Annotated in this window: 14 protein-coding genes and 1 rRNA gene; 5 read left to right on the plus strand and 10 right to left on the minus strand. The window is 37.0% G+C overall.

Annotation, left to right across the window (positions count from 1 at the left end; all coding sequences use genetic code 11):
• Positions 1-5 precede the first annotated feature (5 nt).
• The 5 genes from udp (at position 6) to DYE19_RS08610 (ending at position 7,331) form a co-directional block, all read left to right on the plus strand.
• The gene (gene udp / locus DYE19_RS08590) at positions 6-764 is read left to right on the plus strand and encodes a uridine phosphorylase (protein WP_049214856.1); all 759 of its coding nucleotides are present in this window, start codon (positions 6-8) and stop codon (positions 762-764) included.
• Positions 765-976: 212 nt separating this feature from the next.
• The gene (rimO, locus tag DYE19_RS08595; protein WP_115323270.1) at positions 977-2,317 is read left to right on the plus strand and encodes a 30S ribosomal protein S12 methylthiotransferase RimO; all 1,341 of its coding nucleotides are present in this window, start codon (positions 977-979) and stop codon (positions 2,315-2,317) included.
• 183 nt (positions 2,318-2,500) lie between these two features.
• Positions 2,501-6,418 (plus strand): YadA-like family protein, encoded by a 3,918-nt coding sequence (locus tag DYE19_RS08600; RefSeq protein ID WP_115323271.1) that lies wholly within the window; start codon positions 2,501-2,503, stop codon positions 6,416-6,418.
• 131 nt (positions 6,419-6,549) lie between these two features.
• Complete coding sequence (locus DYE19_RS08605) at positions 6,550-7,020, plus strand: low molecular weight protein-tyrosine-phosphatase (protein WP_115323272.1); 471 nt, start codon at positions 6,550-6,552, stop codon at positions 7,018-7,020.
• Positions 7,021-7,118: 98 nt separating this feature from the next.
• Entirely contained in the window at positions 7,119-7,331 is a 213-nt protein-coding gene (locus tag DYE19_RS08610) for an HP1242/YdcH family protein (protein ID WP_049214852.1), read from the plus strand.
• Between the two features lie 61 nt (positions 7,332-7,392).
• Here DYE19_RS08610 and slyD read toward each other — a convergent pair whose 3' ends face one another.
• The 10 genes from slyD to rrf all read right to left on the minus strand — a co-directional run bounded on the left by slyD (position 7,393) and on the right by rrf (position 15,781).
• Positions 7,393-7,989, minus strand: coding sequence for a peptidylprolyl isomerase (slyD, locus tag DYE19_RS08615; protein WP_115323273.1), 597 nt, complete (start codon positions 7,987-7,989; stop codon positions 7,393-7,395).
• A 64-nt stretch (positions 7,990-8,053) separates the two neighbouring features.
• Positions 8,054-8,758, minus strand: coding sequence for an SIMPL domain-containing protein (locus tag DYE19_RS08620; protein WP_115323274.1), 705 nt, complete (start codon positions 8,756-8,758; stop codon positions 8,054-8,056).
• Between the two features lie 130 nt (positions 8,759-8,888).
• Positions 8,889-9,296, minus strand: a complete 408-nt coding sequence (gene rraB, locus DYE19_RS08625) for a ribonuclease E inhibitor RraB (RefSeq protein WP_115323275.1) — start codon at positions 9,294-9,296, stop codon at positions 8,889-8,891.
• A gap of 129 nt (positions 9,297-9,425) precedes the next feature.
• Positions 9,426-9,830, minus strand: a complete 405-nt coding sequence (gene mscL / locus DYE19_RS08630; protein WP_049214848.1) for a large-conductance mechanosensitive channel protein MscL — start codon at positions 9,828-9,830, stop codon at positions 9,426-9,428.
• Positions 9,831-9,912: 82 nt separating this feature from the next.
• Entirely contained in the window at positions 9,913-11,289 is a 1,377-nt protein-coding gene (gene trkA, locus DYE19_RS08635) for a Trk system potassium transporter TrkA (protein ID WP_049214847.1), read from the minus strand.
• Entirely contained in the window at positions 11,289-12,113 is an 825-nt protein-coding gene (locus DYE19_RS08640) for a glycosyltransferase family 2 protein (protein ID WP_049214846.1), read from the minus strand. Before DYE19_RS08640 ends, trkA begins: the two co-directional genes overlap by 1 nt.
• Positions 12,113-13,459 (minus strand): 16S rRNA (cytosine(967)-C(5))-methyltransferase RsmB, encoded by a 1,347-nt coding sequence (gene rsmB, locus DYE19_RS08645; RefSeq protein ID WP_115323601.1) that lies wholly within the window; start codon positions 13,457-13,459, stop codon positions 12,113-12,115. Before rsmB ends, DYE19_RS08640 begins: the two co-directional genes overlap by 1 nt.
• Positions 13,459-14,412, minus strand: a complete 954-nt coding sequence (gene fmt / locus DYE19_RS08650) for a methionyl-tRNA formyltransferase (RefSeq protein WP_115323276.1) — start codon at positions 14,410-14,412, stop codon at positions 13,459-13,461. Before fmt ends, rsmB begins: the two co-directional genes overlap by 1 nt.
• Before the next feature lie 66 nt (positions 14,413-14,478).
• Complete coding sequence (def, locus tag DYE19_RS08655) at positions 14,479-14,991, minus strand: peptide deformylase (RefSeq protein WP_115323277.1); 513 nt, start codon at positions 14,989-14,991, stop codon at positions 14,479-14,481.
• A gap of 674 nt (positions 14,992-15,665) precedes the next feature.
• Positions 15,666-15,781, minus strand: a 5S ribosomal RNA gene (rrf, locus tag DYE19_RS08660).
• Positions 15,782-15,842 lie beyond the last annotated feature (61 nt).

A 15,842-nucleotide genomic window follows, 5' to 3' on the forward strand; every position in this document is an offset into this window, starting at 1 on the left:
AGATTATGTCAGAAGTATTCCATCTAGGTTTAACTAAAGCAATGTTAGAAGGTGCTACTTTAGCCATTACCCCTGGTGCACCAGAACGTGTTGAGAAAATTGCAAGCCTATTAGAGCGCCCAAAATTCTTAGCTTCGACACGTGAATTTACTTCTTGGCTTGGTTATATCGGAGATAAAGCCGTCGTAGTTTGTTCAACAGGGATTGGTGGACCTTCCGTATCCATTGCAGTTGAAGAACTCGCACAATTAGGTGTTCGTACCTTCTTACGAATCGGTACAACAGGAGCAATTCAACCACATATTAATGTGGGAGATATTTTAGTCACCACTGGCGCTGTGCGTTTAGATGGTGCGAGTTTACATTTTGCACCAATGGAGTATCCAGCGGTAGCAAATTTCGAATGTACGACCGCACTTTACAAAGCAGCGACAGAATATGCAGATCAAAAAGTGTATGTTGGTATTACTGCGGCTTCAGATACCTTCTATCCAGGTCAAGAGCGTTATGATACTTATAGCGGTAAAGTTTATCGTCACTTCCAAGGATCATTGCAACAATGGCAAGATCTCAATGTCATGAACTTTGAAATGGAATCCGCCACGCTATTTACTATGTGCTCTGCTCTAGGGCTACGCGCGGGAATGGTTGCAGGCGCAATTGTTAATCGTACACAACAAGAAATTCCAAATGAGGAAATGGCTAAACGTGTCGAGAAAAACGCAGTTGAGGTAGTTGTCAAAGCAGCGGCATTACTTGTTTAACTTCGTTATTTCTTAAACAAAAAACGCTTGATTTAAAATCAAGCGTTTTCTTTTCTCACCAAATCCAACTCTTCAAAGACTGAACACACCTCGCCTAATACTTCAACTATTTCTATAATTTTTAACCTTTTTTGGTATAGTTTGTCGCCTTTTGTATATAAATTATGTACAATAGAAAGCTTTCTTGATTTACTACTCTTTTGAGATTTTTTATGACATCTTCTTCACCAAATATTGGTTTTATTAGTCTCGGCTGCCCTAAAAACTTAGTTGATTCTGAGCGTATTTTGACTGAACTACGTGCAGATGGTTACAACATTATTCCTAGCTATGAGAATGCTGATTTAGTCATTGTCAATACTTGTGGCTTTATTGATAGTGCAGTTCAAGAATCTTTAGAAGCTATTGGTGAAGCATTAGAAGAAAACGGTAAAGTGATTGTCACAGGTTGCTTAGGTGCAAAAGAGGATCGTATTCGTGAAGTGCATCCCAAAGTCTTAGAAGTAACTGGACCACACAGTTATGAAGCTGTCATGAATCAAGTGCATAAGTATGTACCTAAACCTGAATACAACCCGTATATCAATCTTGTCCCTAAGCAGGGAGTGAAACTCACTCCAAAGCATTATGCCTATTTAAAAATTTCTGAAGGTTGTGATCATCGTTGTACATTTTGCATTATCCCTTCTATGCGTGGCGATTTAGATAGCCGTTCTATTGTGCAGGTGTTAGATGAGGCAAAACGTCTTGTTGATGCTGGGGTGAAAGAAATTTTAATCGTATCACAAGATACATCAGCTTACTCACTGGATCAGGGCAAAGAAAACCAAAATAAAACAGTATTTTGGAACGGTATGCCAATCAAAAATAATCTGATTAGCCTATGTGAACAACTCGGTAAATTAGGTGTTTGGGTTCGCTTACATTATGTCTACCCTTACCCACATGTTGATGCTCTTATTCCATTGATGGCAGAAGGCAAAATTTTGCCTTACTTGGATATCCCATTACAACATGCTAGCCCCAAAATCTTAAAGGCAATGAAAAGACCGGGTTCCATTGATCGTACGTTGGAACGTATAAAAAAATGGCGAGAAATTTGTCCTGATTTAACTTTACGCTCTACGTTTATCGTCGGATTTCCTGGGGAAACAGAAGAAGATTTCCAGTTACTTTTAGACTTTTTAAAAGAAGCTCAACTTGATCGCGTAGGTTGTTTTAAATTCAGTCCTGTAGAAGGCGCAGTTGCTACTGATATGCCAGATCAAGTTCCAGAGCATATAAAAGAAGAACGCTTTCATCGTTTTATGCAATTACAGCAACACATTTCAGCACAGCGTCTGCAACAAAAAGTCGGCAAAACATTAACCGTAATAATCGACACAATTGATGAAGAAGGCATCATTGGACGTTCGATGGCAGACGCACCAGAAATTGATGGTGTTGTTTATATTGAAAACCACAATCAAATAGAGGTTAAGGTTGGGCAACTTGTTCAAGTCCAAATTACACAAGCAGATGAATATGATCTTTATGGGACTTTAACAAATTAGTTACATTTTCATAACTCTACTAAGTAAATAATAGCGTTCAATTCATGAGCATTGTAGAATAAATTAACATTTTTTTAACATCCTTGTTTCATAAGCAGTACCCCAAATAGGGATTATAACTAACTAGATAAACAAGAATTTTATATTCTGACTATCTCATATACAACTTTATAGGTGAAATATATGAATAAAATCTATCGTACATTATGGAACGCAGCTACTCAAAGCTGGGTCGTTGTCTCGGAATTAGCAAAATCAGGTGGGAAAAGTACATCAGCGAAAACAGGGTTAATAAATACAAATAACATTAGTTTAATATCTGCTGCTGTATCATTAGTTTTATTAAGTAGCCAAACTGTTGCCGCTGATGTGACAGGAAATAAACACACGCTATCGAATAATAATGATGGAAATTATTGTTTTTTTGATAAATCAACAGAAAGTGTAATTTGTGGCAATGAAAGCACTAAAACAATTGATACATTTAATGGTAAAACACCAAAGTCAATCATTATTGGTAAAGGTGCTATAAATCAGGGAGAAAGCAATGTAGCTCTAGGATCAACGGCAAAAACAGGAGCAGCTACGGCTGCTATAGCGATTGGTAATGCAGCACAAGCTAATAAAGATTATGTGATTGCAGTAGGGAATGAAGCGCAAGGTAATGGGAAATGGGATATTTCAATTGGACGTTTTGCAGGAAAAGATGCAACCCCACCAAATGGTGAGGAGGGAAGAAATATCGCGATTGGTGATGGTGCTTTAAAAGAGGGAAAAAATCTAAATAACAATATAGCCCTAGGAACAGGGGCAGGTGAAAAATTTGAAGGAACTCATAGTGTCATAATAGGTACTAATGCTAATACAAACGAAGCCATTAAAACAGCACTAGATAATAAATCAGCAACAGAGCAAGAACTAAATGTAATTAAAGTAAAAGATAACCAATACTCTGTAAAAGCACTCAATATACTTGCATTAGGGCACCGTGCATTAGCAACGAATACCGCAGCTATCGCTATAGGACAACAAGCAAAAGCATTAGGTAATCAAGCTATTGCAACAGGTAATAGTTCTAAAGCAAGCGGTTCAGGCTCTGTTGCAACTGGTAGTAATTCCATTTCAACTGGAACCTCCTCAATAGCAATTGGTGGTACTGTGAATTCAACAGAATCAACTAAAACAATCGCTTCTGATCATTATGCTATCGCAATGGGTAATGGTGCACACGCTACTAAATCAGATACAGTTGCGATTGGTAGAAATGCCAAAGCAGCAGGGCAAGGAACAATAGCTGTTGGTTACAATTCTGGGATACTGAAATTATCAACAGAAACAACTGATGCTATCGTTGCAGCGACAGACGCCGTCTTTATCGGTAATAAAGCTGGCTATAAATCAAACAACAATCGTATGCAAGTATCTATTGGTAAAGATTCTGGTGAAGGAATTGTTGGTACAGAGAATATTACTTTTGGCAATAGTGCGGGTAAAAATACTAAAGGTAATACAAACGTAGCAATTTCAAGTCGTGCAGGCCAAAATGTTGAAGGTCACGATAACTTTGCTGCATTAATCGAAGCAGGACAAAACATTAAAGGCTCAGATAATATTGCGATTGGTAAAAGCGCAGGGCGTAGTTCAAAGGCAGATACTCCTTTAAAAATTTCTGGGACTATTGCTTTGGGTAGAGAATCTATCTCTACAAAAGACTTTGGTATATCAATAGGTTATGAATCAAAGGTAAATGCAATCAAAGGTGTAGCAATTGGTTATAACGCTCAGGCAATAGGTGGCGAAACAGCTAATATCGCCATTGGTGACAATGCAAGTGCGGATGCAAGTGGCGCTATTGTATTGGGAACAAGAGCACAAGCAAAAAGTTTAACTGTAGATGATAAAAAATATGGTGCATATTCAGCGATTGTTATTGGTACCGATGCTAAGGCTATTGCACAAGCTAAACCTGACGGTAAATATGAAAACCCGAAAGATGCAATTGCGATTGGTACAGGAGCAGAAGCGCATTATGCGAGTGCGATTGCTTTAGGGACTGGTGCTAAATCTGATACAAAAGCACAAGCCGTATCTATTGGTTATAATTCAAATGCAAAAGGCTATCAAGCTATCGCTTTTGGCTCCGAGGCAAAAACAGATGAAACTGCCGGTAGTTCTATTGCTTTTGGTACAAAAGCTTATACTCGTGCAGCTGGCTCATTAGCATTTGGTACAGAAGCTGAAACAGGATTTAAAGATGGTAAACCCGCAGATGGTTCAGGAGCAATTGCTTTGGGTTGGAAAGCAAAAGCTAAACAACAAAGTTCAATAGCTTTGGGTCAAGATGCCGTTGCCAATCATAAGGACTCAGTTGCTTTAGGTTCGAATTCTGTTACAGCAGAGGTTGTAAAAACTAATACAGCCACAGTAAATGGCTTCACTTATTCTGGTTTTGCTGGTAATCAACCAACATCGACAGTCAGTATAGGCTCAGAGGCAATTAAACGTACGCTCACTAATGTTGCCGCAGGTCGTATTGACCCAACAAGTACCGATGCAATTAACGGCAGCCAATTATATTTAACACAGCAAGTTCTGGGTAATGTCGGTAATACTGTTACTAATATACTAGGTGGCAATGCTCAGATTGCTAAAAATGGTGATACTGCTGGTAATATCACTATGTCAGATATTGGTGGTACAGGTAAAGGGACTATCCATGAAGCTATCGAAGCAGTGAATAAGACCGCTAAGGCAGCTAAAACCAACGTAGAAGCAGGTAAAAACATCGTTGTTAACGAACAAGATGGTCCTGATGGCAATAAGATTTACACAGTAGAAACGGCTAAAGAAGTTGAGTTTGACAAAACCACTGTCGGTAACGTTGTAATTGACAAAAAAACAAATGATATTACTGGTTTAGCGAATAAAGAATTAACCTCAGCAGATTTTGGCAAAAACGGCAGAGCCGCAACTGAAGAACAGCTAAGTAAAGCAATGAATCAAGTTACAGGTATTTTAGGTGGTGATGCTAAGTTTGAAAATGGTGCTGTAACCATGACAAATATTGGTGATACTGGCGCTACTAATATTCATGATGCAATCAAAGCTGTCAATGCAACCGCAAAAGCCTCTAAAACAACTGTTGTAGAAGGTGAGAATATTACAGTTACTGCCGAAACTGCAACGGATGGTAGCAGAACTTATACTGTCGCAACTAAAAAAGACGTGAAGTTCGATAGTGCTGTTGCAGGTGGTACGAAAATCGATAGTAATGGTTTAACTTTCGTCAATGATGATGGTTCTAAAGTTGAGAATAGTCCGAGTATCAGCAAAACGGGTATTGATGCAGGTAACCAAAAAGTAACTAATGTGCAAAAGGGTGAAGTTGCAAAAGACAGCAAAGATGCGGTTAATGGTAGTCAATTATTTGCACAAGGCAAGGGCGTGGAAAACATCATGGGTGGTAATACAACCTATGATCCTACAACTGGCACTTACACGAATTCAGATATAGGCGGCACAGGAAAAAACACTATCGATGATGCTATCAAAGCAAGTAGAAATGAAGTAGAAGCAGGCAAAAATATGACTGTGACGTCTAAAGTAGGTGCAAATGGACAAACGATCTATGAGGTGGCAACAAAAGATAATGTCGAGTTCAAAGAAGTTAAAGTCGGTCCAAATATCACAATTAATGAGTCAGGTCTACAAGCAGGCAATATCAAAGTTGATGCAACAACTAATAAGATTAGTGGTATTGCGAAAGGCGAAGTTTCTGCAACAAGTACAGATGCAGTAAACGGTAGTCAGTTATATGCCACAAATCAACGCATTGATCAAATTGGCGATACTATCAATAAAGTGAATAGAAAACTCCGTGCAGGTATTGCTGGTGCGAATGCAGCAGCAGGTTTACCACAGGCTTATATCCCGGGTAAGAGCATGGTTGCTGCAGCTGTTGGAACTTATAAAGGTGAAAATGCAATTGCAGTCGGTATGTCCCGTATTTCTGATAACGGTAAAGTTATCATTAAATTAACGGGTAATACAAATTCACGTGGTGACTTTGGTGGAAGTATTGGTGCTGGTTATCAGTGGTAATAATTAACTTCATTATTAAACACTAAACGTATTCGGCTCTATTTGATTTGATTGAATAGAGCCGAATTGTATTCTATCTATATCAACTAAATAATCTTCTTAATAAATAAGAAATAGATTAAGGGAACAGAATGACAATTAATATATTATTTGTGTGTTTAGGTAACCTATGTCGTTCGCCGATGGCGGAGTTTCTGATGCGAGAAAAAATCAAACAAGCTGGACTACAAGATTTCATTAAAACAAGTAGTGCGGGTACATCAGGTTGGCATGAGGGAGGTGATATGCACTGCGGTACAGCAGAGATATTAGATCAACATAAAATTGAGAGTACAGGCTTTCAGAGTAAAAAAGTGCGGTCAGAAAATTGGCAATTTTATGATTATATTATTGCTATGGATGAGACAAACTTACAGGATTTAGAAAGGTTATTTGGTCATCACCCAGAGAAGCTCTTTAAGATCACTGAATTATGTCCAAACTTAGGTTATCGCGATATTCCAGATCCTTGGTATACAAAAGACTTTAATCTCACATATCAACTGTTAGATCCTTGTTGTGATGCTTTATTAAATAAAATACGTACAACACATTCTCTTTAAATTTGTGATCTTCAACACATTTATTTTAGGTAAAATCCGATAAGATAAACACTGAAATGAGCACTTTTTATACTACTTATGCTACAAAAGGAGCGCCTATGTTTCCAGAGTTTCGTGATTTAATTTCCAAATTAAAAATTGAAGATACCCATTTTAGCCGCTTATTTGACAAACATAATGAGCTGGATCAACGGATTAAAAATATTGAATCTCACATTGAACTCGGTACACCCACCGAAGTAGAAAATTTAAAAAAAGAGAAACTACGTTTAAAAGATGAGCTTTATGCGATATTGAAAAAACAAAGTTAACTTGCTACAAACAAGAAAAAAGAACCGCACTTTAATGTGCGGTCTTTTTTTAGTCTTGGCGTTAGTGCTTACATCCACCATTACCACAACAACCTCCATGCTCATGATGGTGGTGCCCATGATGGTGTCCACCACAACCGCAACCATGTTCTTCGTCATCACTGTCATGATGATGTCCACCACAGCAGCCACCTTCTTGGTGAATATGTCCATGCGACATTTCTTCTAATGTTGCCTCACGGGTTGCAACGACTTCTACTGTAAATAACAACTCTTGACCTGCTAACATATGGTTTCCATCAACAACAACGTCATTTTCAGCTACTTCAGTAATCACAACAGGTAATGGACCAATATCTGTATCTGCAATAAAGCGCATGCCTACAACTAATTCATCAACGCCTTGAAATACTTCTTTTGGTACGCGTTGCACCATATTTTCGTTATATTCGCCATAACCTTCTTCTGGTTTTACACGCACTTCAAACTTATCACCAACAGCTTTACCTTCTAATGCGTTTTCTAAGCCAATGACTAAATTATTATGCCCTTGTAAATATTCTAAAGGTTGATTTGCTGGCGCCTCATCAACTAATACACCATCAGCAGTGCGTACTTGATAAGCAATACTCACCACAACATTTTTTGCAACTTTCATTATTACTCCGATTTTTTAATAAACGAATTTGATTATTGTATAAGAAATATGAAGCATTAGAAAGCTAATCATTAATTAATTCAATTTTCGCTTGCACCTCTGCGCGAATTTGTGTTTTACCAGCCTCTAGCTCCATTGCATCCGTATCATATGAAGACAGTGTGGCACGCATCATTTTATTCGCATAAGGACGTGGTGATTGGCCTAAATTATGTGGAGTAGATAAATTCAGCTCAATCACTTTATAACCTTTACTTTTTAAACTATTTTGAATGACTTTCGCTTTTTGCTCAAATTTTTGTAATACTGCCTCTGTCATCTCATTTTCGAGTGCAGTTAATGTATCAGGTGATACAGATGCATAAAGTCTCTCAATCATTAATTGATTATTTAATTCTGAGATTAATTTAGCCAGCGCAACAGAGTCTTTACTTTGTAAAACAAGTTCAGCACGGCTGATCCAACCATTTTGCTTGCCATCTTTGCCATAACGTACTTGAGTATTATGATCTTGCGATTGAATATGCACAACATTTTGTTTTTTCACCAAAGCAATTGCCGCATTCATTCGCTCTGTCACATTTTTATTTAATATACCAACGTCCTTACCTTCTTCTTGGGTAAACATAATGACTTGTATTAAATCTTGATTAACTTCTTTTTCAACTTCCGCACTGAAGGTCACAATATTACTTGGCAGATGTTCAGTAGTAGCTGAAACAGCGAAAGGTAAAGCTAATAATGCTAATGTTAAATGTTTTAATTTCATAAAATATCCTTATTAAAGTTTAAAATAATCATTTTTTAGGCAATATCAACATTAAATAGTTCCAACAAAATAAAACCGCACTTTTAATCAGCATAAAAGTGCGGTCTAAATTTATGAGATTTTGATAGAATTACGCTTCATCTTCTTCATCAAAAAATTCACCATCATCACCATATTCATCATCACTGGCATTTGGATCTTCAAAATAAGTTCCCCAGCCATCATAGATACCTGCAAATTTTTCAACCAAAGGAAGTAATTCTTTTTGTTGGGCATCAATAATTTCTGGCTTCAATTCAACCTCACTAATAATGTCAAAACAAAAAATAACGTTTCCATTATCATCTTCAAACTCTTCTGCCTCAGATACTTCATACCCTGCTTTGAAAGCTTCTACTGCAATTTTCTCTAATTTATCAAAATCATGATGAGCAATATGGTGCTCAATAATATAGAGCGCGCTTGGATCACTACCATCATTTAGCAAATCAGTGATAATTTCGCGTGTTTCTACTTGTAATGCTTGTAAATCAGTCATGATAAATAACCTCTTGGAAATGTATTGCCACTATTGTAGAAGGAATAGGTAGTTTAAACAAGGCAAGATATTTGTTGTATCAATAAAAAATCTTCCACTAGAGGAAGACTTTTTATCTAAATAATGAAATTATTTTCTTAATAAATCACGAATCTCAGTTAATAACACTTCTTCATTTGATGGTTTTTCTGGTTCTGCAGGGGCTTCTTCTGCTGGTGTCTCACGTTTTAATTTATTCAATGCTTTAATCATTAAGAAAATCGCAAAGGCAATAATAATAAAATCAAATACATTTTGGATAAATGCACCATAATTTAATGTTACTGCTGGCACATCACCCATAGCATCTTTTAAGACAATCTTTAAATCTTTGAAATCAACGCCACCTGTTAAAATACCCAATATAGGCATAAAAACATCACCAACTAGTGAGCTGACAATTTTACCAAAAGCACCACCGATGATCACACCGACAGCCATATCAACCACATTACCACGCATCGCAAATTCGCGAAACTCTTTAATAAAACTCATAAAAACTCCTCACTAAACTTTACTTTAAATCAAAACGCATTATAGGAGCTTTTCATTTGTTGTACAGTGTATTTACTCTACTTTAAATAAAAAATACACTTGGCTGAAAGAGCTTTTCAATATCAGACACAAATTTTTTATCACTCAAATATACAATCACATGATCATTGTCTTCAATCACTAAATTTTTCTTTGCCATGATCACTTCATTACCACGTAAAACTGCACCAACAATTGCACCTTGAGGTAACTTTAGTTCAGCAATTTTGCGACCAATAACAAGCGAGGATTCTTCTTCACCATGAACAATAATCTCTAAAGCCTCTGCAACACCATGTCGTAATGAAGCAACATTAACAGTATCCCCTTTACGTACATGACTGAGTAAGGCAGAAATAGTTGCCTGCTGTGGTGAAACAGCAATATCAATCGTCCCACCTTGAATCAGATTGATATATGCCATACGTTGAATGAGCACCATAGCCTTCTTTGCCCCCAAACGTTTTGCTAATAGCGCAGACATGATATTCGCCTCATCATCACTAGTGAGTGACAAAAACACATCAATATTTTCAATTTGTTCTTCAAAGAGGAATGATTGATCCGAAGCATCGCCACAAAAAATCAGTGTATTAGATAATTTTTCTGCTAATGCGGTCGCACGCTCTGCATTACGCTCAATCAATTTAACTGAACATTGACTTTCTAAGCGTTTTGCAACACCAATACCAATATTACCGCCACCCGCAATCATAATACGCTTGTAAGGTTTTTCTAAGCGTTGTAATTCACTCATTACTGCTTTAATGTGAATTGTTTCGCAAATAAACGTGACTTCATCTCCTGCCTCAATAATCGTAGATCCCTGTGGACGAATCACTTTATCTTGACGTAAGATTGATACAATACGGCACTCAATATGTGGCATATGATCTTTCAGCGCAGAAATAGCATAACCCACGAGTGGTCCGCCATAATAGGCTTTCACAACAACAAGACTAATACGCCCATCCGCAAAATGTGCAACTTGTAATGCGCCAGGATAATCAATCAAACGTGTAATTTCATCCGTCACTAATTTCTCTGGTGAAATAATATGATCAATAGGTAATACATTCGTTTGGAATAATTTATCTTTTTCTCTTAAATATTCTGCATTACGAATACGAGCAATTTTTGTTGGCGTATTAAATAATGTATAACTAATTTGACACGCTACCATATTAATCTCATCAGAACTTGTTACTGCGACTAATAAATCAGCATCTTGTGCGCCAGCTTCGCGCAAAACTCTTGGTGAAGAAGCAGAGCCATTCACAACACGTAGATCATGCTTACTCTGTAGGTTTTCCAATCGTAATGATTGATTATCAACTAAAGTAATATCATTATCTTCACTGACTAAATTTTCAGCCAACGTTGTTCCAACTTGTCCTGCACCAAGAATGATGATTTTCATTATTCAGTTCTCTCAATTACTAATGGTTTAACGCCCACCTCTTGGGTATTTAAATATTGTTTTAGCTGCTCCACTTGCTCACAAATGCTTTCTGTCACTTTCTCTGCTATTTCAATATGTTCTTGCCCAGCAGTTACTTGTTTTTTACCAAACAGTATTGCATCTAATAAACGCTCTTCAGGCATTCCTTCATAGCAATAATGCAACACACCAATATCTTCAAATAATGTCGCTACTCGCCCTAGTTTTGCACTGACATGTCCAATAACACTATCATCTCCACCTAAACGACGAAATAAAGACTCTTGCGGAAAACCACCACAAGCTAATAAGAATAAACGACGGAAAACAACATTTCGTGCTGACTCTAGTTGAACACTTTCCCATGCATCTTGAAAATCTGGATGCTCTGCATAACTTGTATCTAAATCTATTGGTTTTAAAGCCAGTCTAACTAACGATGTTTCTGGTCTGAAATGAAACACACAACTTGCTGTTGTCAATGCTTCTGGCTCATAAGCATCATCTGCATCTAAAAAAGCAATAAACTCGGCATTACTTTGTAAAGCGCCCCAGTTTCTCGCTTTTGCTAGTCCTCCATTACGAGATAGTTTTTCTACAGTCACTTTTTCTGGAAAGCGAGCTGCAATTTGATTCGCAAGTTTAAATGTATTATCTGTAGAATTATCATCCACAATCCAAAGATGATTTAACGCACTTTGGTTTAATACTGAATTCACTGCTCGAATTAATGTTTTCTCAGAATTATAACAAGAGATAACAACATCTAGTTTGGGGAAAGTCCCTTGATTGATATTCATAATTAACTTACCTTCCTTAATTTAGCATAATAAAAACCATCACCACCGTTTTCAGTAGGGATAAACTGAAACCCGATTGTATTTTCTGTAGAGGCAAAAGGCAGTTTTTCTAACTTAGCATCTACATTTTCCTGTAAAAATTGTTCAATTTGTAATGCATTTTCCTCAGGCAATACTGAGCAAGTTGCATATAATAAAGTTCCGTTTGGTTTTAAAATTGCCCAAAGGGCTTGCAAAATTTGTGCTTGTAACAGCACTAGCTGTTCAATATCTGACTCTTGTCGTAACCATTTAATATCTGGGTGACGGCGAATAACCCCTGTTGCAGAGCAAGGTGCATCTAATAAAATTCGATCAAACTGTACCGCACTTTTATCCGTAGTAATGTTAATTTTTTCTAACCATTGTGTTGGCTGACTAGCATCACCACAGATTACTGTTGCAGATTGTTGCATACGTGCTAAATTTTCATGAACACGCTTTAGACGACTATCATCAATGTCCAAAGCAACAACGTGAGCATTGGGTGCCTGCTCTAAAATATGTGTTGTTTTACCACCAGGTGCTGCACAAGCATCCAGAATTAATTCATTATTTTTTGGTGCTAATAGAATAGCAGACCATTGTGCATGTAAGTCCTGCACACTAACATACCCTTGTTCAAAAGCAGGCAAATTATTTACAGCAGTAGGTTGTGCCAAACGCAGTGCAAAAGGATTCTCAGTACTAAACGTATCAATACCACGCTCTGCTAATAAAACACGATAACTTGCTGTGTCAATTTTCTGTGGATTAATGCGAATCCACATCGGCGGTTTTTTATTATTTGCCTCAATAATATCACGCCAATTTGGATAAGCTTTTTTGAGACGAGTCACAAGCCATTCGGGATGTAATGTTTGCCAATGTTTATCCACTTGTTCCAAAACTTGCTGCTTTTCTCTTAAAAAGCGACGCAATACAGCATTAATGAGTCCCCGAAAACTGTCCATTTTAAGAGTATGAGTCGCATTTACGACTTCATCAACTGCTGCATGTGGAGGAATACGGGTATAAAGTAATTGATACAGACCGACTAGTAACAAGCAGTGTACAATTCGTGTTTTTCCCTTTAATTGTTTATCAACAAGTAATTTAATAATGTGCTCTAAGCGAGGTAATACACGACAAATACCAAAACAAATTTCTTGTAATAAAGGAAGATCCTGCTGCTTAATTTGGTGTTGAACTTCAGGAAGCAACATAGATAAGGATTTTCCTTGATCTAGAACTTGTAAGATGATTTGGGCTGCCAGTGCACGAGTCGAAAGTGCGGTCTGTTTCTTAGCCGTTTTGCTTCGCTTTTGCATCATAATACTTTACCTACAGTAAACCATTCTGCTCGTCCATTTAACAGTTCCTGTGCTGACATTGGCTTCTTTCCTGCTGGTTGCAATTGTAATAAATTCAGAACACCTTCCGCAGTTGAGATTTGAATACCCTTTTTATCTGCGCTTAAAATCGTTCCTACTGGTTTATCAACATGCGGTAAAACTTCTGCTTGGTAGACTTTTATTAATTGCTCATTACCAAGTTGATCCATTATAGAAAAATAACTTATTGGCCAGGGATTAAAAGCACGAACACAACGTTCTAAGGTCTGTGCTGAGAAAGACCAGTCTAATTTTGCCTCTTCTTTAGAAAGTTTATCAGCATAATTTGACTGTAAATCATCTTGCTTCTCAGCAATAAATTTACCTGATTCTAAATTATCTAATACATGAATAAGAGCATTTGGTGCAATCTCTGCTAGCTTATTATATAAGCTAGTTGATGTTTCATCTGGTCTGATATCACAATATACTTTGTACAACATATCTCCCGTATCCAATCCTTCGTCCATTTGCATAATCGTCACACCTGTTTGTGTATCCCCAGCCCAAATAGCACGCTGAATAGGTGCTGCGCCGCGCCATCGAGGTAATAAAGATCCATGTACATTTAAGCAACCTAGACGAGGGATTTCTAAAACAGTCTTTGGTAAAATTAAACCATAAGCAACTACAACCATTACATCAGCGCCTAATCCCGCTAATTCGGATTGTGCCTCTGGTTTACGTAATGATGTTGGTTGGAATACTGGTAATTGATACTGTTCAGCTAATTGTTTTACTGCACTAGCCTGTAATTTCTTGCCACGCCCAGCTGGTTTATCAGGCTGAGTATATACAGCAATCACATTATGGTGGGAGTCAAGCAAAGCTTGTAAATGTTTTGCTGCAAAATCAGGCGTTCCAGCAAAAACGATATTTAATGATTTCATGATAAATTAGATAATGTTCTACGTTATGAATGAAAATACCCACGTGCTAACGTGGGCTGCCCAAAATTATTTCTGTCTAGTTAACTGTTTTTGCCATTTTATTAATTTTTCTTTCATGCGTTGACGTTTTAATGGTGATAAATAGTCTGCAAAAACAATCCCATTTAAGTGATCAATCTCATGTTGAATACAAATTGCTAATAAACCATCAGCCTCTAAAATGTATTCATCCCCCTGGCGATCTAATGCTTTGACTTTGACCTTTTCTTTACGTGGTACAAAACCTCTCATGCCAGGTAATGATAAACACCCTTCTTCAATACCTGTTTCCCCACAGCCTTCAAGAATTTCAGGATTAATCAGTACATATTGATTTTCCTTAGTACCTTCAATATCAATCGTAATGATTCTCTGATGAATATCTACTTGTGTTGCGGCTAAACCAATACCTTCTTGGTGATACATTGTTTCAAACATATCATCAATAATCTCTCGTACGTTATCGTCAATTATATCAACAGGTTTCGCAACAATTTTTAAACGTTCATCAGGATAAACAAGTACATCTAATAGCGCCATAATTTCTCTTATTTCATTTATTAAACAAATAATGTAACTTATTCTAACGTTTTTTTATTTTTTTACCAAATTCTATAAAGAGCTTTAAAAATACTTAATATAAAAATATCTATATTATTTGTCGTAAATATGTACTTTTTCTTACACACATCAAAATGATCCAGCAAATCACAATAACTAAGCATAGTGTTATTTAGGCTTATAATATAATTAGAACTAGCTTTCTATTTAAAAACTCTTGTCTACAGAACTAATAAAAGTCTCACTCATTAGAGAACATCCTAATAGCCCCCCAATCCCAAAATAACAATGTCTCCCAATCCTCATAATAGCTCTTTATTCATCATAACCTCAAAAAGGAAAAGGAAAGCAAAAGAAGGAAAAAAAGGAAAATAAAAGTAAAGATAAGAAGGTAAAGGTAAAGAGAAAAAGAAGAAAAGATAAACTAAGGGATGTAAAATGACAAACGAAGAGATATAAAGAGATATAAAATGAAGTAAGCTGAAGTAAAAAGAGGCTGAGCTTTGTTTTAGTTTGATTTGGTTTGCTTAGTCTTGTCTGCTTTAGCTTTATCTGATTTTATTCCAGCTAGATTTTTTCCGCTGCCACTTTATCTCACCCTCCTTCCCATAACAAAAAACCCCAGGTATCTCTACCTAGGGCCTCTCATTTCTACCTGGCGGTGTCCTACTCTCACATGGGGAAGCCCCACACTACCATCGGCGTTACAGCGTTTCACTTCTAAGTTCGGCATGGAATTAGGTGGGTCCACTGCACTATCGCCGCCAAGATAATCCTGTTTGATGATTTACTCTCATCTCGTTCTTCACATCTTCATACTCTACCCTCAT

It is taken from the genome of Pasteurella canis, from assembly GCF_900454865.1.
Taxonomy (GTDB): Bacteria; Pseudomonadota; Gammaproteobacteria; order Enterobacterales; family Pasteurellaceae; genus Pasteurella; species Pasteurella canis.